Annotated in this window: 15 protein-coding genes, 2 tRNA genes and 4 pseudogenes; 12 read left to right on the plus strand and 9 right to left on the minus strand. The window is 49.8% G+C overall.

Annotated elements, in window-relative coordinates; genetic code table 11:
* Positions 1-21: 21 nt before the first annotated feature.
* Positions 22-726 carry a phosphohydrolase gene (locus COO59_RS16125; RefSeq protein WP_103060782.1) on the minus strand — a complete coding sequence of 235 codons (705 nt, stop codon included), beginning with the start codon at positions 724-726 and terminating at the stop codon, positions 22-24.
* Between the two features lie 636 nt (positions 727-1362).
* Between COO59_RS16125 and COO59_RS16130 the strand changes: the two genes are divergently transcribed.
* From COO59_RS16130 to COO59_RS16140, 3 genes are all read left to right on the plus strand, one after another.
* On the plus strand, positions 1363-2025 hold the full coding sequence (locus COO59_RS16130) for an ASCH domain-containing protein (RefSeq protein WP_103060783.1): 663 nt from the start codon (positions 1363-1365) through the stop codon (positions 2023-2025).
* Between the two features lie 108 nt (positions 2026-2133).
* Positions 2134-2901 (plus strand): DgsA anti-repressor MtfA, encoded by a 768-nt coding sequence (gene mtfA, locus COO59_RS16135; protein WP_103060784.1) that lies wholly within the window; start codon positions 2134-2136, stop codon positions 2899-2901.
* Positions 2902-3013: 112 nt separating this feature from the next.
* Positions 3014-3089, plus strand: a tRNA-Asn gene (locus tag COO59_RS16140).
* Between the two features lie 124 nt (positions 3090-3213).
* Here COO59_RS16140 and clbS read toward each other — a convergent pair.
* Positions 3214-3726 (minus strand): colibactin self-protection protein ClbS, encoded by a 513-nt coding sequence (clbS, locus tag COO59_RS16145; RefSeq protein ID WP_103060785.1) that lies wholly within the window; start codon positions 3724-3726, stop codon positions 3214-3216.
* A 368-nt stretch (positions 3727-4094) separates the two neighbouring features.
* Between clbS and COO59_RS16150 the strand changes: the two genes are divergently transcribed.
* Positions 4095-4589: a pyridoxamine 5'-phosphate oxidase family protein gene (locus tag COO59_RS16150; protein WP_103060786.1), complete on the plus strand. Its 495-nt coding sequence runs from the start codon at positions 4095-4097 to the stop codon at positions 4587-4589.
* 62 nt (positions 4590-4651) lie between these two features.
* Here COO59_RS16150 and COO59_RS16155 read toward each other — a convergent pair whose 3' ends face one another.
* Both COO59_RS16155 and COO59_RS20965 read right to left on the minus strand, forming a co-directional pair.
* A complete protein-coding gene (locus COO59_RS16155) occupies positions 4652-6082 on the minus strand; it encodes an EmmdR/YeeO family multidrug/toxin efflux MATE transporter (RefSeq protein WP_103060787.1) in 1431 nt (476 codons plus the stop codon).
* A gap of 107 nt (positions 6083-6189) precedes the next feature.
* On the minus strand, positions 6190-6363 hold the full coding sequence (locus COO59_RS20965; protein ID WP_165786533.1) for a hypothetical protein: 174 nt from the start codon (positions 6361-6363) through the stop codon (positions 6190-6192).
* A 5-nt stretch (positions 6364-6368) separates the two neighbouring features.
* Here COO59_RS20965 and COO59_RS16160 point away from each other — a divergent pair.
* The 3 genes and pseudogenes from COO59_RS16160 (at position 6369) to COO59_RS16170 (ending at position 8064) form a co-directional block, all read left to right on the plus strand.
* A tRNA-Asn gene (locus COO59_RS16160) sits at positions 6369-6444 on the plus strand.
* 531 nt (positions 6445-6975) lie between these two features.
* Positions 6976-7122, plus strand: a pseudogene (locus COO59_RS21305) (GNAT family N-acetyltransferase); the annotation flags it as partial.
* Between the two features lie 360 nt (positions 7123-7482).
* Positions 7483-8064 (plus strand): DUF4142 domain-containing protein, encoded by a 582-nt coding sequence (locus COO59_RS16170; RefSeq protein WP_103060788.1) that lies wholly within the window; start codon positions 7483-7485, stop codon positions 8062-8064.
* Positions 8065-8301: 237 nt separating this feature from the next.
* Here COO59_RS16170 and COO59_RS16175 read toward each other — a convergent pair.
* Positions 8302-8736 (minus strand): annotated as a pseudogene (locus tag COO59_RS16175) (LysR substrate-binding domain-containing protein); the annotation flags it as partial.
* Here COO59_RS16175 and COO59_RS16180 point away from each other — a divergent pair.
* A pseudogene (locus tag COO59_RS16180) lies at positions 8736-9500 on the plus strand (alpha/beta hydrolase); the annotation flags it as partial. The pseudogenes COO59_RS16175 and COO59_RS16180 sit on opposite strands and share 1 nt — an antisense overlap.
* A gap of 223 nt (positions 9501-9723) precedes the next feature.
* Here COO59_RS16180 and COO59_RS16185 read toward each other — a convergent pair.
* A complete protein-coding gene (locus tag COO59_RS16185) occupies positions 9724-10977 on the minus strand; it encodes an enolase C-terminal domain-like protein (RefSeq protein WP_103060790.1) in 1254 nt (417 codons plus the stop codon).
* 81 nt (positions 10978-11058) lie between these two features.
* The gene (locus tag COO59_RS16190; RefSeq protein WP_103060791.1) at positions 11059-11766 is read right to left on the minus strand and encodes a FadR/GntR family transcriptional regulator; all 708 of its coding nucleotides are present in this window, start codon (positions 11764-11766) and stop codon (positions 11059-11061) included.
* A gap of 359 nt (positions 11767-12125) precedes the next feature.
* On the opposite strand from COO59_RS16190, the gene COO59_RS16195 reads away from it, so the two are divergent.
* The 4 genes and pseudogenes from COO59_RS16195 (at position 12126) to COO59_RS16210 (ending at position 15955) form a co-directional block, all read left to right on the plus strand.
* Positions 12126-12893, plus strand: coding sequence for an SDR family oxidoreductase (locus COO59_RS16195; protein WP_103060792.1), 768 nt, complete (start codon positions 12126-12128; stop codon positions 12891-12893).
* Positions 12894-12981: 88 nt separating this feature from the next.
* Positions 12982-14340 (plus strand): MFS transporter, encoded by a 1359-nt coding sequence (locus COO59_RS16200; protein WP_103060793.1) that lies wholly within the window; start codon positions 12982-12984, stop codon positions 14338-14340.
* A gap of 15 nt (positions 14341-14355) precedes the next feature.
* Entirely contained in the window at positions 14356-15399 is a 1044-nt protein-coding gene (gene idnD / locus COO59_RS16205) for an L-idonate 5-dehydrogenase (protein WP_103060794.1), read from the plus strand.
* Between the two features lie 126 nt (positions 15400-15525).
* Positions 15526-15955, plus strand: a pseudogene (locus COO59_RS16210) (hypothetical protein).
* Between the two features lie 696 nt (positions 15956-16651).
* Here the strand turns inward: COO59_RS16210 and COO59_RS16215 are convergent.
* Complete coding sequence (locus COO59_RS16215) at positions 16652-17386, minus strand: lysophospholipid acyltransferase family protein (protein ID WP_103060795.1); 735 nt, start codon at positions 17384-17386, stop codon at positions 16652-16654.
* 224 nt (positions 17387-17610) lie between these two features.
* The gene (locus COO59_RS16220) at positions 17611-18900 is read right to left on the minus strand and encodes an anaerobic sulfatase maturase (RefSeq protein ID WP_103060796.1); all 1290 of its coding nucleotides are present in this window, start codon (positions 18898-18900) and stop codon (positions 17611-17613) included.
* Positions 18901-19427: the final 527 nt, after the last annotated feature.

Consider the following 19427-nt stretch of genomic DNA (forward strand, 5'->3'; position numbering starts at 1 on the left):
TTAACAGACTGTCACAAAAATTTAATATTCACCCAGCGCAGGCGTAAAATCGCGCAGCACCGATTCATCCAACGAAACCAGGTCCCCCTGCAGCTCTGCGCACAGCTTGGCCATATAGGTGACCAGAAAAGCGACATTGTGCCGGGCCAGACGCTTACCTTCTGCGGTTTGCATCGTATCGGGCAAACGCAGCAGTTTCTTTTGAAAATGATCCAGCGTCCAGCTGGTGTCATCGAGCTGGCGATCGCGTCCTAACGGATCTTCACTGTCAAACAGCGCCCGGCCTAACACGCCGGAGGTATAGAACACCCGCGCCAGCCCAATCGCGCCCAGCGTTTCCAGCCGATCCGCATCCTGAACGATACGCGCTTCCAGCGTTTCCGGCGTAATGTCTGCACTAAAGCTGTGCGCCTGTACCGCATGCGCTACGGCGTCGTGTAGCTCAACGGGAAAGTCAGGGAACGCTTCGTTTAAAATTCGGCGGGTTTCTACTGCCGCCTTGCTGGATGCCAGATGCCGCTGCGGATGGTTTTTCGGCAAATTGACCACATCATGAAAATAGCAGGCGGTCATAACCACCAGCGGATCGGCGTCAGTACCCTGCATAATGCGCTGTGCGCTCTGCCAGACGCGCCGCAGATGAGCAATATCATGGGCTTTATCGTCCTGCGGCCAGCTGGTATGCAGCCAGTTTTCAAAACGGGATTGCCAGAGAGTCAAAGACATCATCTTCTCCTTTTTATTATTAGCAGACGTGCAAAATGGCAGGACATTATGCCGGACAGGAGTGACCTGCTCCTTTTGCGGATATACCGCTTTTATATGACAGCCTGATGATGCAAGCCGCCGTTGTAACTCGTGTAAGCCATCCTTTAAAAATGGGATCTACATCAATTTATAGTCCGCTCATTACAAGATAACAACATAATTGCAACAGAGCTCACGTTTCGCTCGACGAAGATAAATCTTTAAATATAATAATTATTAATGATTGAATAATAAATCAGACAACAAGCCTACTGCATGTCCGACCAGCTTGTGCCATATTAAAGCGGCAATGACTTAAGCCAAATTTATTCACTGAAAAAGACGCCTGTTGCTTTATGGGCAGATAAAGTGCTGTAAAAATATCCAAGATCTCCATAAGAGGCGAATATTTTTCAACGTGAGCGGTAATAGTTTCAGACGAGTTCCGAACGGGCGCACGTTGGGTAATAAACTTGCTTGTTTCATAAGATGTTCTCATGAATAAATATTGAAATGATCGCCCCTTTTATCATGAGTAATGTTAGGATTTATCCTATTGTCTGTTTCAGGCAGCTATTAACGGGAAGTTAAGAAAAGAAGAAAAACGAGGTAGACATGAAAGAAAGGCCAATTCTGTTCTCTGAACAAAGGGTACGCGCTCTGTTGGCTGGCCAGCAAACTCAAACCCGGCGGATTATGAAGTCTCAGCCTTTTGGTCCAGGGCAGGACAATCATGAAGGCTGCTACGTGGTTGATGTAACAGGCAACTATTTGCACGGCAAAAAAATGATGAGCATGGCTAACCTGGGTTATCAATGTCCTTACGGCCAGCCGGGCGATCGGCTGTGGGTTCGTGAAACGTGGCGCGGCCCGATCGTGCCAGCGGAACAGCTGGAAGCTTATGAACGATCGCCGGGCAGCTTTCGTCAGGCAACCTATTGCCAGTATCGCGCCGACAGCCGGGAGCTGGGCCTGCAGCACGACCAGGAAAGCGAAACCTTTGGCTGGCAGACCGGCATTCATATGCCCCGCTGGGCCAGCCGTATTGATTTGCTGATTACCAACGTGCGTGCCGAGCGCATCCAGAATATCAGCGATGACGACGTGATGGCGGAAGGCGTGCAAACCGATTCGCACTTTTTAAATCACTTTTTTACTATGAACAGCGAATCTATCGCGCCGAAAGAAGCTTACCGTAAAGCCTGGGAAAAACAGTACGGCGGCACCAGCTGGGAGGTCAATCCCTGGGTTTGGGTGATTGAATTTCGCCGCGCCTGAGCAGTCAGGCTGTGACGATGCGCCGCTTTAGCGCGTTCAGCAGTTGCGTGAAATCTCATGCTGCGGCATGGTACGCCGTGAATAACGTTGCGCAGAGTGAGTATTGCGATGATCAAATGGCCATGGAAAGAAAAGGTCACTCCGGCACCTCTTCCCTGGGAACAGGCGCTGGCGGTGCCGATCTTTGCTTCGCTGCATCCTGATGAGGAACAAGCGCTGATCCAGCTGGCGCAACGCTTTTTACACCAGAAGCGGCTCGTCCCGCTGGCCGATCTACGTCTGGATGCGTTATACAGCGCGCGCATCGCCCTGCTCTTTTGCCTGCCGGTATTAAAGCTGGGGCTGGAGTGGCTGGATGGTTTTCACGAAGCGTTAATCTATCCAGCGCCATTCGTTGCCGACGATCACTGGCAGGATGAAGATGGTCTGGTTCACAGCGATCGCAGCGTGCAGTCGGGACAAAGCTGGCAGCAGGGACCGATTATCCTGAACTGGCTTGATATTCAGGACTCATTTGATCTGAGCGGATTTAATCTGATTATTCACGAAGTCGCGCATAAGCTGGACGCTCGCGGCAGCGGTTATACCAACGGCGTACCGCCAATTCCGCTACGTGAGGTTGCCAGCTGGGAGCAGGATCTGCATGCGGCGATGGAGGCTATTCAGGAAGAGATCGACCTGGTTGGCGAAAGTGCCGCCACTATTGATGCGTATGCCGCTTCCGATCCGGCTGAATGCTTTGCCGTGCTGTCGGAATATTTTTTTAGCGCGCCTGAGCTACTGGCGCAGCGTTTTCCTGCCTTTTATCAGCGTATGACACATTTTTATCGGCAGGACCCGCTGGCGCGTCTGCAGCCTGTGGTGATCACCGGATAAACCGCTGTGTCGCTGTAAGAATTGTTGCAAAGCTAGCCAACTGAATACTAATACTTTTTTTGCTGTTGACAGCCCGGCAAGCTAACGGTAATATTCGCGCCACTTAACCGATTCCTCTGTAGTTCAGTCGGTAGAACGGCGGACTGTTAATCCGTATGTCACTGGTTCGAGTCCAGTCAGAGGAGCCATTTTAAAGAAACCAGATGTCTACGGGCGTCTGGTTTTTTGCATTTTATCAACGGGCTATCCTCTCTTTACAACTGTCAACGCTTACTAAAAACACCCTACAGTTTGTCAGAAAACGCCAGCATCTTACGCAGCAGTTTGTTTTTTCAATTTGTTTAATCGTCCTGCGGCATTTCTATAGGGCGAGGCGGTATTAAATTGAATCATTCGTCCTCGCGTCCATTTGCCATACCAGGGCGTACCGTAAAGTTCATCGTTGCTAAATTGCTCAGTCAGCATCAAGAGCCGCTGTTTGTTCTCCCTTAACCGCGCCAACAAGGTTTCATAATTGTTGATGTCTTCATAGTCACGGTAGAATTTCTGCGCCAGCTGTCCCAGCTCATTCCATTTATAGCCCTCTGCAGGAAACACGATGGTTTCCCCTTTCGCCTCTTGGTTATGCCAGTGCAACACCAATTCGCCCCAGCCAATCAGCCAGGAGACCAGCTGCGCCACGCTCATCGTGCTCCCTTTGGCATGCCCTTCCATAAGCGGCTCAAAGGCAAGCGCTGGCGCAATAGCCTCCAGCTTTTTATTCAGCAACGCGAAATTACTATTGATCGCTTTAATTAATTCAGCTTTTGATCCCGGTACCGCCATCTTATTTACCTCCCTGTTAATACGCACCAACGGATTAACGCCAGTCCCTTTTTATCCGGCTATTTCGCACGTTGCAATCGTCTGGTTCACATAATGGCTGATGCTGCCCGCAGCACCTTTATCAATTCCGCCCGACAGAACCGAGCATTTCCAGGGTCTTGTTGTATGAAGGGCAGCTATCCTGATTCATCAGGCGTTTTTTTCAGGCCAGCAAGCATTTTGTACCGGGAAAGACTACGGTGCGGATAACGGCGTCGTCGGCAAGGATAAGCATTTATCATTTCCCCTTGCGCAAACTCAGGTATCAATCACGCCCGCCGTGACCGTCTATACTGGGGGTTACGTTGCAAAACCCTTACGGAGGCATCATGGAAAGTGAAAGCGAGGTTTACACCCGTCCTGAACCGATTGTGGAATTACCCGAAGCGGTATTTAGTCGGCTACGCGGCGATATAAAGCCGCAAGCGGTGAACGAGGCTGTTCGTCTCTCTACCGTTGATGCCGATGGCTGGCCGCATGCCGCTCAGCTTAGCCTGGGCGAAGTTTTTGCTGTTGATCGTCAGACATTGCGCGTTGCCCTGTGGCCGCATTCCCATACCACTGAAAACCTGCGGCGCGATGGCCGCCTGTCCGTCGCCATGGCTTACGACCGGGGCATTATTGAGATGCGTGGCCGCGCCATTCAGATTGCGGAAAATGAAACCGACCTGAATCTGGCGGTCTTCGAGATCGATATTGGCAATATCCAGCTACATCGATCCGACTATGCCGATGTGGCTACCGGGGTTACTTTTAAGCTGCACGAACCGGAAAAAGTTGAAGCGCGCTGGCAGCACCAACGCCACGCGTTATCATCGCTGTAACCTCAAATAGCCGCCTGTAAACCGCACCCCAAAGGTTGAAATTCAACTGAGTAAGGTGCGGTTTAAACTTTGTTGGATACGGGCCGGTACTTACGCAGCCATTTACCGCTGATTAACCGTCGCCAGAAGAAGATGCCGCGCACCAGCCAGTCAAGGAACATACCCAGCCAGACGCCCACCACGCCCATTCCCAGCACGATCCCCAACAGATAGCCGGCGACGACGCGCGCCCCCCACATACTGAGCATGGAAACATACATGGTGTAACGCGCATCGCGTGCGCCTTTCAGCCCGGCCGGCAACACCCAGGAGGCGGCCCAAATCGGCATACAGGCGGCGTTCAGCCATACCAGTTGTTTCACCACCTCAATAACGTCCGCCTCGCGGGTATAAAAACGCGCCAGCAGCCCGGCAAAAGGCACAGAAAGAAAAGCCAGCACGCACAGGCCAAAGGTTGCCAGCCAGAAAATATGCTTCAGCTGACGCGTTGCCTGGCCAATTTGATTTTTACCCAGCCGCGTTCCCACAATAATGGTCGATGCGGATCCCAGCGCGTTGCCCGGCAGGTTAATCAGCGAAGCGATAGAAAAGGCGATAAAATTACCGGCGATTTCGCTGGTGCCCATCCCGGCGACAAATACCTGCGTCAGCAGCTTGCCGCCGTTAAACAGCACGGATTCAATGCTGGCCGGTACGCCAATGCCCAACACTTCCATCAGGATTTTGCTGTTCCAGCGGCTGAAATAGCTGCGCAGCGGAATACGCAATGCCGGGTTAAAGCCCACCATCAGCACCACGATCACCCCAATCGCGCCGATATAGCGCGAGATGGTCAGCCCCAGCCCGGCCCCGATAAATCCCAGCCCTTCCCAGGAGAAACAGCCATAAATCAGCACGCTGCTGATCACAATATTAAGAATGTTCATGCCGCCGTTAATCAGCATCGGGATTTTGGTATTGCCCGCCCCGCGCAGCGCACCGCTGCCGATCAGGGCGATAGCCGCCGCCGGATAGCTCCAGGCGGAGGTTTGCAGATAGCTAAGCGCCAGCTCTTTTACCTGCGGCGACGCGCTGCCCGCAATGCCGTCAATAATCAGATGACCGTAGAATTCAATAACGCCCACCAGCACCAGAGACATCGCCGTCATCAGCGCCAGCGACTGCCGCGTTGCCGCGCGGGCGCGTTCCCCGTCACGCTTGCCGAGGCTGAACGCCACCACCACCGTAGTCCCCAGATCGACCGCTGCAAAAAAGGAGATCACCACCATATTGAAGCTGTCGGCCAGCCCAACGCCTGCCATCGCCTCTTTGCCCAGCCAGCTGACGAGGAAGGTGCTTAGCACCCCCATCAGCAGTACGCAGAGGTTTTCGATAAAAATGGGCACCGCCAGCGGCGTGATTTCACGCCAGAACAGCACCCGATAGGAACGCCGTTTGGGATACCACGCCGTGCCTTCAATAGCGCGTCGCAGTTTGACGAGTAAAGTTTGCAAGGTCGACCCGATGACTTAGTAAAGGTGAGAATAATGATGATGAGCAATGGCCAGCGATTATGCAAAATCTTTCCGGTGCGGTTTAACGCTTTATTACAACTTCGCATTTAATAAAAAATCATCCCGATAACAGTCAGCACATCTGCTGGCAAAATCAACAATCGATCGCGTTGAACGCTGATAATTGCCACAGATTGCTTAAGCTTTCCACAAACGGAACGGGAAGATGAAAAAAGGGTTTTGACACGTGCCTGAAAATCAGTAATATGCGCCCCGTTCACACGATTCCTCTGTAGTTCAGTCGGTAGAACGGCGGACTGTTAATCCGTATGTCACTGGTTCGAGTCCAGTCAGAGGAGCCAAATTTAGAGAAGCCCGCTTAAGGAAACTTAAGCGGGCTTTTTGTATTCAGTCGCTTTTAATCGTCAGCTCAGAGCAATCAGCAGAAAACACCGCTTTTAGAACGCCTGCAGCTGGCTCGTCAGTTCATGTCGGGAGATTCAGCAGTTGAGCGGCTGTTGAAGTGGAAAACGCCACAGGGATGATGGCTCAGAGAGTAACCTCTCTGCCTTGTATCTCTTTGAGAATTTGCGTTACTTCTCCTCCAATTTGTTCATAACATTAACTTGTTCATGATTCATGAACAAGCTTGAGGCCTGAACAAATGAAAGTAGAACAGCTTTTGTCTGGTGCTGTAGAGAACCTGCCAGATTCAACCTGAAACAGTTCAATAGTAAGGTTTGATTAAACCTAACAGTCCGCTAAGAGCGAAAAGCGGGCATAATGGCATATCAGGCTATGCCGCTATAGCAATTCCCTGTCACCATTCGAAGATGCTGTATTTATCATCAACATCTTCTATCCTGACTGATACATTTACTAAGGGTACTCCCTTGATAACAGTAGAGAAATCAGATCCCCTTTCTTCAGAATCACATTATTTGATTGAAAAATTGTCAGCAGAGCTTGCCGCTATTACTGGTGATAGTGGCAAGAGCAATTTCACAATAGACTCAATGGATGAGGACAGATCGCTGTGGGGCGACGCTCTTCAGCCCGCCCATTCCAGCGCCGCCAGGTACTGAGGCTTAACCTACTTCCCGACAGGCGGAGAGCAGACGTGCGCCGGCGCTCATGGCTTCTCGTATCCACCGGATCAGTTGCGCACGTTCGTGAGCGGGATGCCTCCAATCCGACCTTCGCCTTGAACGCCGCGCTGTGCAATTTCCGCTTCTTTGCTTCCGTCATTTCCTGCCGTCCTCCGTTGAGGACCATAACTTAACCCGCTGTCTCAAATCGTTGATCTACTATACTGGCCATTGCAGTTGTAATTTACATACGAGGCTGCGCACGGTTAATTACCTGACACCAACCTTACCCATGACTATCAGGAGAACAAAATGCAAAAGAGTAAAACCTTGAAAGGGCTGCTAGCCGTATCGGCAGTAGCAGTTATGTTCAGCACTGTCGGCGTGCAAGCCCAGACGCCGACGAGCGCCGCGCAGAATGGCGCCGCAGGCCAGACCGGATCGAGCGCCAGGCTCAGCTCCGGCGACGAAAAAGCGTTGAAGGACATGGCGCAGGCCGATATCAATGAAATCGCCGCCGCCAAGATCGCGCTGAGCAAGGCCCAAAGCAGCGAAGTCAAAACATTCGCTCAGCAGATGGTCGAAGACCATGGCGGTGCCTTGACCAAAGTACAGACGGTCGCCCAGCAAAAGGGCGTGGCACTGCCGACTGAGCCGGATGCCAAGCACAAGACCATGGCCGCCAAGCTGGAAAAGCAGAGCGGCGACGCATTTGACAAAATGTATATGGAAAACGCTGGCACCAAAGACCACAAGATGGTGCTGTCGACGCTGCAGAGTGACTCCAGGAAGATCAAGGATCCGGATGTGAAGGCCCTGGCCGACGCGCATACGCCGGTCGTTGAGCAGCACCTAAAGTCCGCCCAGCAGATGTCGATGCCAGCAGGTAAGTAAATAGGTTGTTCGGTGGGTACACGGTCCTGCGACCTGGACTACTCTTTGTTCAAATTGTTGCAGAAATTCACGGAGGGAGTGTCATTGTTGATGGTGTTGAAGTACGAGGGACTACCTTTACTGTAAGTATGCCGATCGTTGCTCGCCCATGTGCAGTCGCAAGCTGACACTCACTCTACGTGTTGACGACCAGAATTAACCCGAAGCAGCCGTTCGATAGGCTGCATGGCGCAAACATTACGTTATTCTCATGGATTCTGCATTTAATCGTAATCTGTCAATCACTAAAGAAAAAGCAGAGCCGGCATGGCGACGATGAGGATAATAGAGATGGTATCCCGGCAGGTCAGGCGTAAATTTATTAAGCACCCGGATTAATTTTTTTGCCGTTAACGCATCCTGCACCTGGTCGAAAGGAAGATAAGCAAGACCATGACCATTAATGGCCGCGTCAAAAATCAGATCGATGGAATTTAACAACAGCTGCCCTTCCATCCGGGCTCTCACCTCACGACCATCGCGAATTAAGCGCCAGCGATTCGCCGTTGCCGAGGTAGGAAGATAGAGATTTATTGCTCTGTGCTCGACCAGCTGGGCCGGAGAATCCGGAACGGGCTGTTTGTTGAAATAATCCGGCGAGCCGACAATTGCCATCGGAATATCCGGGCTGAGCGGAGGCGGGCTATGTCGTCATCGCCTATGACGCCAGCTTTCAGGGAGAATCGGGCGGCGCGCCGCGCTGGATTGAAGACCCAACCCAGCGCGTTGAGGACGTCAGCAGGGTTATCGACTACGCCGTTACGCTGCCTTATATCGATGCGGATCGCATTGGCGTACTGGTTATTTGCGGCGGCGGTGGCTATGCCATCAATGCGACGCTGACGGAAAAACGGATCAAAGCGGTGGCCAGTATTACCGGCGTCAACGTGGGCCGTCTGTTCCGTGAAGGTTTCAGCCAGTACGATCCCATCGGTGCGCTAAACGCTATGGTCGCCCAGCGTACCGCCGAGGCGCAGGGGAACGAATTGCAGGTGAATGAGCTGCTGCCGCCGAGCCCAGAGGTCGCGTAAGAGAACGGCTTGACCGAGCGCGACGTCTTTGAAGCCACCGACTATTACAAGACGCCGCGCGGCCGGCAACCCGTCGGCGCGACCCGCATGCTGTTCTCGCACGCGCAAAAAACCCTGGCATGGGATGCCTTCTCGTTGGCGGAAATTTTTCTCACTCAGCCGGTGATAGTGGTAACTGGCGAGAAAACAGGCGCCTTTGGCGCTTATCGGGACGGCATGGAAATCTATGGCCGGGCCACCGCGTCAAAAAATCGCCAACTGGTTTCGCTGCCGGACTTCTCACACTACGATCTGTATGACAAGTCGGAGACGGTTCGCGCAGCCCTGGATAAAGTCCTGCCATTTTTTGCCACCCACCTGGGCTAAGGCTCGAAGTATTATTTTTATGTAGAAAAATTACACCACTGGTGGATTTTAATGGCATATGGGCAATTGCATCGAAGCATTTGCCCAACAACCAGAACAGTAATCGGATGGTGGCAGGTAGATCCCAAAGCCCTCAAAAAATGCAGGGAACTAAACGGAGATTTATTAAAAACCAGAAACTACGTAGTTTCCGGTTTAGACACATAGCTATCCCCTGCGGATGTTATGGTCGTGATGCCGTACCATCCGGGGTGCGGGCCATAGTCCATGAAGGGATGCCGCCTTCGCAGGGGTATTTAGTCGCCAACTGTTCATCTATATCAATCCCCAAGCCTGGTTTGTCATTGATATAGGCATAGCCTTGATCAATTTCAGGACAGCCTGGGAACACCTCATACAGCGCATCGTTCATCGGCGTGTATTCCTGGATACCCAAATTTGGCGAGCTCATATCAAGGTGCATATTGGCGCAGACGCCCACCGGCGAAATATCACCGGGACCATGCCAGGCCGTTCTGACACCGTTAAGCTCGCTGTAAGTGGCCAGTTTTTTCGCCGGTGTGATACCGCCGATAGTGCTGACATGACAACGGATATAATCAATCAGTTTGTTATCAATCAGCGGCTTCCATTCGTTAATATTGACAAAGAGTTCCCCCATTGCCACCGGCGTAGCTGACTGCTGACGTAGCATTTTCAGCCAGTCGATATTCTCCGGCGCAACTGGATCTTCAAGGAAGAAGAGCTGATAAGGTTCCAGGTTTTTCGCCATCTGTACAGCAGCGACCGGGGTAATTCTTTCATGAACGTCATGGATAAATTCAACACCAAAGCCCAGCTTATTACGTAAGTGCTCAAATAATCGGGGTACCGCTCGGGCGTACGCATCCGGATCAAAATAAATACCCGGTGTCTTTGTCCGTGGTGAAACCTTAGGCTGAATATTACGTGCTTTCGCCAGTTTCCCGGCGATCAGTTTCAGATCCTCGGTACCTGCTCCGCCATACATACCCATCTGGCAACGCACATACTGATATCCTTCCTCCATACGGGCACGAATGTTGTCTTCAACTTCAACTTCGTCAGCCCCATCACAGTGCCTGTACAGTGCAATACCATCCCGACACTTTCCACCCAGCAGCTGATAAACCGGCAGTCCGGCGACCTTCCCTTTAATGTCCCACAGCGCCATATCCACACCAGATAAAGCATTATTCATAACCGGACCATTGCGCCAGTAACCACTGACCGCCGCCGATTGCCAGATGTCCTCGGTTCGCAGCGGATCTTTACCCAGCAGTAAAGGCTTCATGTAATTTTCTATCGCCGCCTCAACGGCAAAAATCCGCTGGGTAAAGGTTGCACAGCCCAGACCATAAAGACCCGGCTGGTTAGTTTCAACTTTCACCACCACCAGATCAATTCCGCCAGGGGCAGTAAGGATCGTTTTAACGTTCGTAATTTTCAGGGTTTCCATCGGGTCCTCCGGGTTCATCATCATGTATGATGTCCTACAAGTAGGAATGATTAAAAAGCCTCGCAGCGGAGGCTTTATGAATTACTTATCCAGCAGTCTGGATTCTTCGATTACGTCAACATTATGGGCCATGGCTTTATTAAGCGTCTCACTGGCAGTTGCCGCATCGCGATTTTTGATCGCCATATAAACTTTGATATGCGCCTCAACGCTCTCCAGAGTAATGCCGAGAACGCGGTTCAGCTCCTGAAGATAGTGGATATAGATGTTTTTCAGCGATTCCATAACATGGATAAAGACTTTATTGTGAGAGGCTTTGACAATCGCCAGATGGAAATCATAATCAGCCTGAGAATATTTTTTATAATCGTCTTTTGTAACCAGCATGCGGCTCAGAGCCTGCTCTAAACGAGAGATGTCCTCGTCAGTTGCTTTCTCAACGGCCAAAGTCATACAACGAAATTCCACGGTCTCGCGGAAGACGCGCATATCCTCAAACTCTTCCTGCGAAAGATGCAAGATGGGTTGGTTATCGCTGAACTCCCCAAATCTTGCCACATCCCGGGTAACATATGTTCCCTTGCCCTGATGAGTCACCACCACGCCAAGATCGCGCAATTTCTGTACAGCGCTACGTACGCTGACTCTGCTGACGTTAAATGTCGCTACCAGCTCCGCTTCCGAGGGAAGTTTACCGCCCGGCCCCCAGACGCCGTCCTGAATATTCTTTTTCATCTGTTGGTAAATAACATTTACCACATTATGCTTTTGTACGCTTTCCAGAGTCACGGGATTCCTCATTCATCAACAGATCCAACCCTATCATAGCGTTTTCAGCGCGGATTATTCAGCTACAGTTAAAATATCCGCGTAGCTCACGGCAACCTGTCCTACAAGTTGTACCATTGCTAACTCCCGGACTGCAAGACTTCCCTGGTTAATTTCTCATAATGTGAAGCAAATCACCAAAAGAGAAATATTACCTTATTTTTCAACTATTTTTATTTAAGTTTCAAATAATCCCATCGCCAATCTGTGAACTGTCCAGCATTTTTTTTATCTCCCCATTGCTCCTTTCAGCTTCCTCAAGTAGATCTTTAAAACACAACTTGTTAGTCATCTTACATCGATATTCCAGGAGCCTATTTATGTCCTCCCTTTTTTCTCTTCACGGAAAAACGGCTTTGATTACTGGCTCTACGCGCGGGCTGGGATTTGCTTACGCTCAGGGCCTGGCTGCGGCGGGAGCTTCGGTAATTATTAATGGGACGCAGGAAATACATCTTAAAAACGCCCTTGAAAAACTTCAAAATCAGGGAGTTAACGCGCGAGGGTTTCTGTTAAACGTTGCCGATGAAGCTGCGGTAGAAGCCCTCTTTACTCAGCTTGATGCAGAAAACGTACAGGTTGATATCGTGATCAACAACGCCGGTATCCAGTTTCGTAAACCTATGCTTGAACTGGAACTGAGCGACTGGCAGCACGTTCTGGATATAAACCTGACCAGCGCTTTTCTGGTTGCCCGTGCGGCGGCTCGCCGCATGGTTAGCCGTCAGAGCGGCGGCAAAATAATCAATATTGGTTCGCTTACCAGCCAGGCCGCACGCGCTACCGTCGCCCCTTATACCGCAGCCAAAGGCGGCATCAAGTTGCTGACAAAATCCATGGCGGCGGAATGGGCGCAGTACAACATCCAGTCGAACGCCATTGGTCCCGGCTATATCCTGACCGATATGAACCAGGCGCTGGTCGAAAATGCCGAATTCGATCGGTGGGTACGCAACAGCACGCCCTCAGGGCGCTGGGGAGCGCCGGAAGAGTTGATCGGCACTGCCGTTTACCTCTCCTCTCAGGCATCAAACTATGTCAACGGTCAGATTATCTATGTTGATGGCGGGTGGCTCGCCACTCTTTAGCAATACATTCAGGTCGCCAGTAGCATACAAAGAGAGCGGCCTCTCCTCTTTATATTCTGATAAATCAGAGGGTAGTATTATGACAACAATGAAGCCTACGCGCTCACGAATGTTAATTCTGGTGATGCTCTTTATCGTCACCGCGATTAACTATATGGATCGCGCTAACTTATCCGTTGCCGGTTCTCATATTCAGGGACAATTCGAACTTTCTCCTACTCAGCTGGGTCTGCTGTTTTCGATGTTTACCTGGGCTTATGCCCTGAGCCAGGTTCCGGTTGGTTACATTCTGGATCGGGTGGGTTCGCGGGTGCTTTACGGCAGCGCGATTGTACTCTGGAGCGTATTCACCTTTATCATGGGGTTCGCTTCGCATCATATGTTCACCACCGTAACCGCCTCATTTATGATGCTGCTGGTTTGCCGTGCGCTGATAGGTATCGCTGAGGCGCCCTCTTTCCCGTCAAACACAAAAATTATTGCCAACTGGTTTCCCGATCATGAACGTGCCCGCGCGACCGCATTTTATGCCAGCGCCCAGTACATTGGTCTGGCGCTATTGACGCCCGCTCTCTCCTTTATTGTCGCCACCTGGGGCTGGGAAATGTCATTCTACATTTCCGGCGCGGCGGGCATTGTATTTGGTATTTACTGGCTTATCGTTTACCGCGATCCGCAACACAGTAAAAGGACTAACGAAGCCGAGCTGCGCTATATACGTGAAGGCGGCGGCTACGGCTCAGCCAGTCAGCAGGGAAACAGCACCACGGTCAACTGGGCGGATGTGCGACATATCCTCAAACAACGTACCGTCTGGGGCTTGTTTATTGCACAATTTGCCGCGTCTTCCACCCTCTACTTTTTCCTTACGTGGTTTATTGTTTATCTGGAAAAAGGTCTGGGTCTGTCAATTGCCAAAGCGGGTATCGGGGCCATGTTCCCGTATCTTATGGCGATGGCAGGCGTGCTCTGCGGTGGCATGCTGAGCGATATGTTACTCAAGAAAGGACATTCAAGAACTTTCGCCCGTAAATTACCGGTTATGTCGGGGTTACTGGTTACTACGTCGATTGCGCTGGTGAATTTCTTCCAGCACAGTCCGACTATCGCCATTGCCATACTTTCCATCGCTTTCTTCGCCAATGCCTTTTCTAATCTGGGCTGGGTGGTATGCAGCGATGTTATTCCCCGCCATTTGATCGGCACCATTGGGGGAATGCTCAACATCTTCGGCAATCTCTCAGGTATTATCAGTCCAATCGTTATTGGCGTTATTCTGCAAAAAACCGACAATTTCCAGTATGCGATGTGGTATATCGCCGCCGTGGCGCTGTTTGGTTTTCTGGCTTACCTTTTCCTGGTAGATAAAATAGAAGTTATTACGCTTCCTCGTTCCAAATCGAATCAGGAGATGGGTCAGAAAGAAATCTCCGAGTCTTTTCATTAAGTCCGGGAGTTATTGATGAAAAAGACAAAACAAATTACCGCCAGTGTCATTAGCGCCGCACACCATGTTTATAACGAACCCAGGAGCCTGGAGTATGACGACGATCGGGTGCTGGTGAAGGTTGAGCGCGGCGGGATCTGCGGCTCCGACATTCACTATTATCAGCACGGGCGTGCCGGTATGTCGGTGTTAAAACAGCCCATGATTATCGGTCATGAATTCGTTGGCCGGATAATGGAAGCACCGTCAGGAAGCCCGCTAAAAATCGGGCAATGCGTGGCGATTAATCCATCTCAGCCCTGCAATCACTGTGAGCTGTGTCGGGAAGAGAAGCAAAATCTGTGTCGTAATATGCGATTCATGGGTAGCGCACAGTTTTTCCCGCACGTTAACGGGGGATTTGCTGACTTTGTCGCGGTAAATCCTCATCAATGTATACCTTATTCCAGTGAGGCTGAGGCAAAAACCATCGCTTTTGCCGAACCTCTGGCGGTAGCCATTCATGCCATCAATCAGGCGGGTGACCTGACCGGTAAAAAAGTACTGGTGACCGGTGCAGGTCCAATTGGGTGCCTGGTGGTTGCCGCAGCACTGGCTTCAGGCGCTGCTGAAATCGTTGCGACGGATATAAGCGAACGTTGCAGAACTCTTGCATCTCAAATGGGGGCTTCACTCACCGTTGACCCGATAGTTACAACGACAACCGGGCAATGGCAGGAAAATGGAGGGTATTTTGATATTTGTTTTGAAGCATCAGGCGCGCCGGCAGCAATTGCCTCGCTGGTTGGTTTCACGCGTCCAAAAGGGCGCATAATTCAGCTGGGAATGGGGGCAACACATGTAGAATTTCCATTAGGTCTGCTGCTGGTAAAAGAAATTGAACTGACGGGCTCTTTCCGCTTCATTAACGAGTTTGAGACTGCAGTTCGCTGGCTGGAAAATGGCCAGGTCAACCCTCTTCCCCTCTTGTCGGCAGAATTCCCGCAGCGGGATATCGTTTATGCTCTCGAAACGGCTGGCAACAAAAACCTGGCGGCCAAAGTTCAAATCATTTTTTAAACATTGCAATAAGGGCTGGCTGCCTGACTCCCGCTACTGTTCCGGCAGTTGCCCGCCACTGTAACGTTATGAAAAAATAAAAACATTAGCCTTTTTAACCGGAAGCTTAAATAACAGGGAAAGTTTATGTCACGCCATATTGCCCCCGGCTACTGTGTCGTCGAACAGCCCGGCACGCTGGATTTTCAGGCCACAATGCTGTTCCGCGACTGCCATTCTCCCGCTGCCCGTCTGTTTATGCAGAACAATGCCGATACACCCTGGCTGAAACCAGGGCAGATATGTAGATAATGCCTGTACTATTGGCAGGGAGCATGAGTGTGGGAAAGTGGCGTTTAAGGAATATTCTAAGTTTGCTGTCAGTACTGGAGGCGCTTTCACTGCCGGAGCGTATAGCAGTGCAGCTATGGTAGGTGCTTGTGCTGCGGTAGGAATAGCTACAGCTGGATTTGGTAGCGTAGCTTGTGCAGTTGTAGGATCGGTTACCGGAGGTTATGCAGGAAGCAAGATTGGTGAGTTAATAATAGATAAAGCGTTTGAATTTTATGGAAATTAAACAAGTAATTGCCGGCTTCGTATTATTTACTTGTCTTTTCGGCAGCGCGCTTATTTTTACAAGCTTTATTATCTTTGGATTCAAAAAATGAATACAATAATTTACTCCCTTTATATCTGGAGGAATATTAATTACCAGCGCCTTATTATTTTTATCATTTAGTCGGTTTTTTTGGCGCCTATCCAATGATTCGTTTTTTTATCAGACTAAATGGCGAGGAAAGAATATTTTTTCTCACCCCAGCTAATTCAGCCTATAATTTCTTTAAGGAAAAAATATAAAAATAGCAGGCTGGATGAATATTTTCTCTTCCATGTGGATAGCAGCTTACGTTTGTTACATTTCATCCGTTATAATTATCGTTCTGTTGACTTTATTTAATTAGATATTAATCGCCAGAGTACTTTAGCCTGTTGCCATGCTGCTAACATATTTCCCCCTCGCGGCAGCGAGCGTAACACGTTAACGATAATAAAATAAAAAAGTACGGGCGCTATACAGTGTTATCTGTATAGGTATAGCGCCCCTTCTCTTACCCGGCAAAGTAAAATCGTAACTAAAATACGTTTACCTGTAACATCCAAGGCCGCTAACAACATACTTGCATTAGTAATCAACTGGTGCATCATTTGATTTTATGATGAGGTTTTCCACCTTACGATATTCTAATCTAAAAGATAGCTATTAATGATTTAGTTAATTTACGTCATCGCCAGCCGACAATCTAATTTGTTTATCTAACACGGCTATTGCCGTACTTAACTGATTATAAACAAAGCTGACAGTTTCCCGGACCGGCTGTGTCTCGACCATTTCTTTTGGCACCGGAGGTAAAAAGTTTATGATAACTTCACCATTGTTAATTCTGTTAAGTTTGTAGTCAGGATAGTAAGTACTGGCACTAACCGGAACCAAAGGCAAGCCAGCGTTACGTGCCAGATGGAAAGCGCCTGTTTTAAACGGTTTTAATTCTTTGCCATAGTTACGTGTCCCTTCAGGAAATAACCAGACAGAGGTATTATTTTTCAACATTTGTTCTTTAGCTTTTTGCAGCGCCTGCATAGCCCTGGCCTTATTACCGCGTTCAATAAGGATATTGCCAGATAGCCAATAAATAAGCCCAAAGAAAGGGAAATAGAGAATGCTTTTTTTGCCAATACTTACGGTTCCTGGCGGTACGGCTGCGGTAAGGAAAAAAATATCAAAGTTACTTTGATGATTTGCGACATAAACACAACTATCTGCTAATATATTTTCCTTGCCTGTAATGGTGACTTTAACTCCTAATAATCGAGAAACCTTACTGTAAAGCTGGGCTGCGAAGTAAGCATTACTGGTATTACGCGGCCTGAAAAGACAGACAAGCAGCACCACTATGGTGCTCAACAATATAAACCCCCCAATCAAAATCAATCTGATTATAGCAATCATAAATATTCCCAGTCATTACCTGTATTAAATTCCATGTTATTGAAAACCCAGCCATACCTACTGATAACTAACGGCCGCTTCCTCATCAGCCTTGCTTTCGCCGCTAATAATATTTATTTTCTTTCAGGCATTAAGGAGAAAATTATATTAGATAACTTCTCCAGCAGCTATTTCTCGCCGGGTTGGTAATATGCGCCCCGTTCACACGATTCCTCTGTAGTATATTAACCGCAGCATCGCTTGTATTTCTTTCCGCTTCCGCACGGACAAAGCTCGTTGCGCCCTGTCGCCCCGGACGTTGCGTGCGTCTTCTGCGCCAGCCACTGCATAATCGCAGGGATCGGATAGCCTTGATCCAGCAATTGCCGCCATACGTTCATAGCGCGTGTAATATGCTGGAAAAAATGTTTATAGCCTGCACAGAGATAGTTATGGCCGGGATGCCCGGAGGGTGACACGGCAAAGCGATGTTTCGGACAGCCGCCGTGACAAACAAAGCGGTAATCGCAGCGACGGCAATCAGCGGTTAACGTCTCCCGTTTCGCCTGTCCAAAAGCAATGGCCCGTTCGCTGTTATTCAGCTCCTGAATGCTGTGTTGATGAATATTGCCCAGCAGGTGCTCCGGATAGACAAAATGGTCGCAGTTATACAGATCGCCATTTGATTCCAGCGCAAACGCATGTCCGCAGGTTTCCGCGTGAACGCACAGAACCGGAGGCTGTCCTGTCCAGGCCGCCAGCGCGACGTCAAACATCTGTACATAGACGCGGTTCACATCGCGGCGAACCCAAATATCAAAAATCTGCTTAAGAAATTCGCCGTACTGCCATGAAGGTACCGTCCAGGGTGCAAGCGTCGCAGCGCTTTCGCCCGGCATCACCAGGTTCAACACGCGGGTCGCTTCCGTGCTCATCCGTTCAACCAGCGGAATAAACTGAATATAGCGGGAACCCGCCGCCAGCAGAAACTCATACACTTCCCGCGCCTGATCAACGTTATGCTTACCGACCACCGTCAGGGTGTTGAACTCGACCCTGTGCGCCTTTAGTCGCGCCATTGCAGCCATCACCTGTTCATGCGTTCCCTTCCCGGCGCGGTTGACCCGATAGGGGTTATGCAGATGCGCCGGGCCGTCAATCGACAGACCAATCAGGAACCCCTGTTCCGCAAAGAAGCTCGCCCACGCGTCATTCAGCAGAATACCGTTCGTTTGCAGAGCATGGCCTGTTGTCCTGCCGTTAGCGTATTTCTCGCATAGCGCCACCACCCGGCGAAAAAACGGCAGCCCCATCATGGTCGGCTCGCCGCCCTGCCAGACAAAGTTAACGTGGTCACTGTTTTGTGCGGTGATATGCTGGCGGATAAACTGCTCCAGCGTCTCATCCGACATACGCCAGTTCTGGTTCCGCTCAGGATACAGCGTCGCTTTTTCAAGATAGAAGCAGTAGGTGCAATCAATGTTACAGACCGAACCGCTCGGTTTCGCCATTACGTGGCAACCCGCTACCGTCATGTCAGATCTCCTTTTATTACATTAAGCAACGCTGGCAGCGCCGGTGCGGGCAATGCCGGATCGTATAAGTCGGCGAGCGCATATAAACGTAACGGCCATCGGTAATATTAATATGGCAATCGTGGTAGCCAAATAGTGCAAAGAAAGGGATGTTCGCCACTGGATTAATACATCTATTTACTCTGATATTTAATCATTCATTAAAACCCTTTAAGAAAAACAGCCTTTTAAATTCATAATTTAATAGTTATTTTCAGGCAACGAAAAAATCAAAACATATTCCACTTGTTTGTTATATATCAATTTTTAGCGGCGGAAATAAAAAACCTCATGAAGAAGATCACAATAATAAATCCGGCATTTGCAATTTAATTTAAAAAGAGGATGTTAACAGGGCGATCGTAACTCGAATGATGAGGCGAAACCTGATGCTGGCCAGTATGCGCCATCGTCAGGTTTTTTTTATGCTCTTTATCCGCCCGTCCGGGAAAGCGGAGAGTAAAGCGCTTTACCTGTTGTTTTAAATA

The organism is Mixta theicola (assembly GCF_002895925.1).
Taxonomy (GTDB): domain Bacteria; phylum Pseudomonadota; class Gammaproteobacteria; order Enterobacterales; family Enterobacteriaceae; genus Mixta; species Mixta theicola.

Excerpts from the sequence above, each read along its gene's own strand:
- COO59_RS16125 (WP_103060782.1), bottom strand. The coding sequence starts at position 726 with ATGTCTTTGACTCTCTGGCAATCCCGTTTTGAAAACTGGCTGCATACC.
- COO59_RS16130 (WP_103060783.1), top strand. The coding sequence starts at position 1,363 with ATGAAAGAAAGGCCAATTCTGTTCTCTGAACAAAGGGTACGCGCTCTG.
- mtfA (WP_103060784.1), top strand. The coding sequence starts at position 2,134 with ATGATCAAATGGCCATGGAAAGAAAAGGTCACTCCGGCACCTCTTCCC.
- clbS (WP_103060785.1), bottom strand. The coding sequence starts at position 3,726 with ATGGCGGTACCGGGATCAAAAGCTGAATTAATTAAAGCGATCAATAGT.
- COO59_RS16150 (WP_103060786.1), top strand. The coding sequence starts at position 4,095 with ATGGAAAGTGAAAGCGAGGTTTACACCCGTCCTGAACCGATTGTGGAA.
- COO59_RS16170 (WP_103060788.1), top strand. The coding sequence starts at position 7,483 with ATGCAAAAGAGTAAAACCTTGAAAGGGCTGCTAGCCGTATCGGCAGTA.
- COO59_RS16185 (WP_103060790.1), bottom strand. The coding sequence starts at position 10,977 with ATGGAAACCCTGAAAATTACGAACGTTAAAACGATCCTTACTGCCCCT.
- COO59_RS16195 (WP_103060792.1), top strand. The coding sequence starts at position 12,126 with ATGTCCTCCCTTTTTTCTCTTCACGGAAAAACGGCTTTGATTACTGGC.
- COO59_RS16200 (WP_103060793.1), top strand. The coding sequence starts at position 12,982 with ATGAAGCCTACGCGCTCACGAATGTTAATTCTGGTGATGCTCTTTATC.
- idnD (WP_103060794.1), top strand. The coding sequence starts at position 14,356 with ATGAAAAAGACAAAACAAATTACCGCCAGTGTCATTAGCGCCGCACAC.
- COO59_RS16215 (WP_103060795.1), bottom strand. The coding sequence starts at position 17,386 with ATGATTGCTATAATCAGATTGATTTTGATTGGGGGGTTTATATTGTTG.
- COO59_RS16220 (WP_103060796.1), bottom strand. The coding sequence starts at position 18,900 with ATGACGGTAGCGGGTTGCCACGTAATGGCGAAACCGAGCGGTTCGGTC.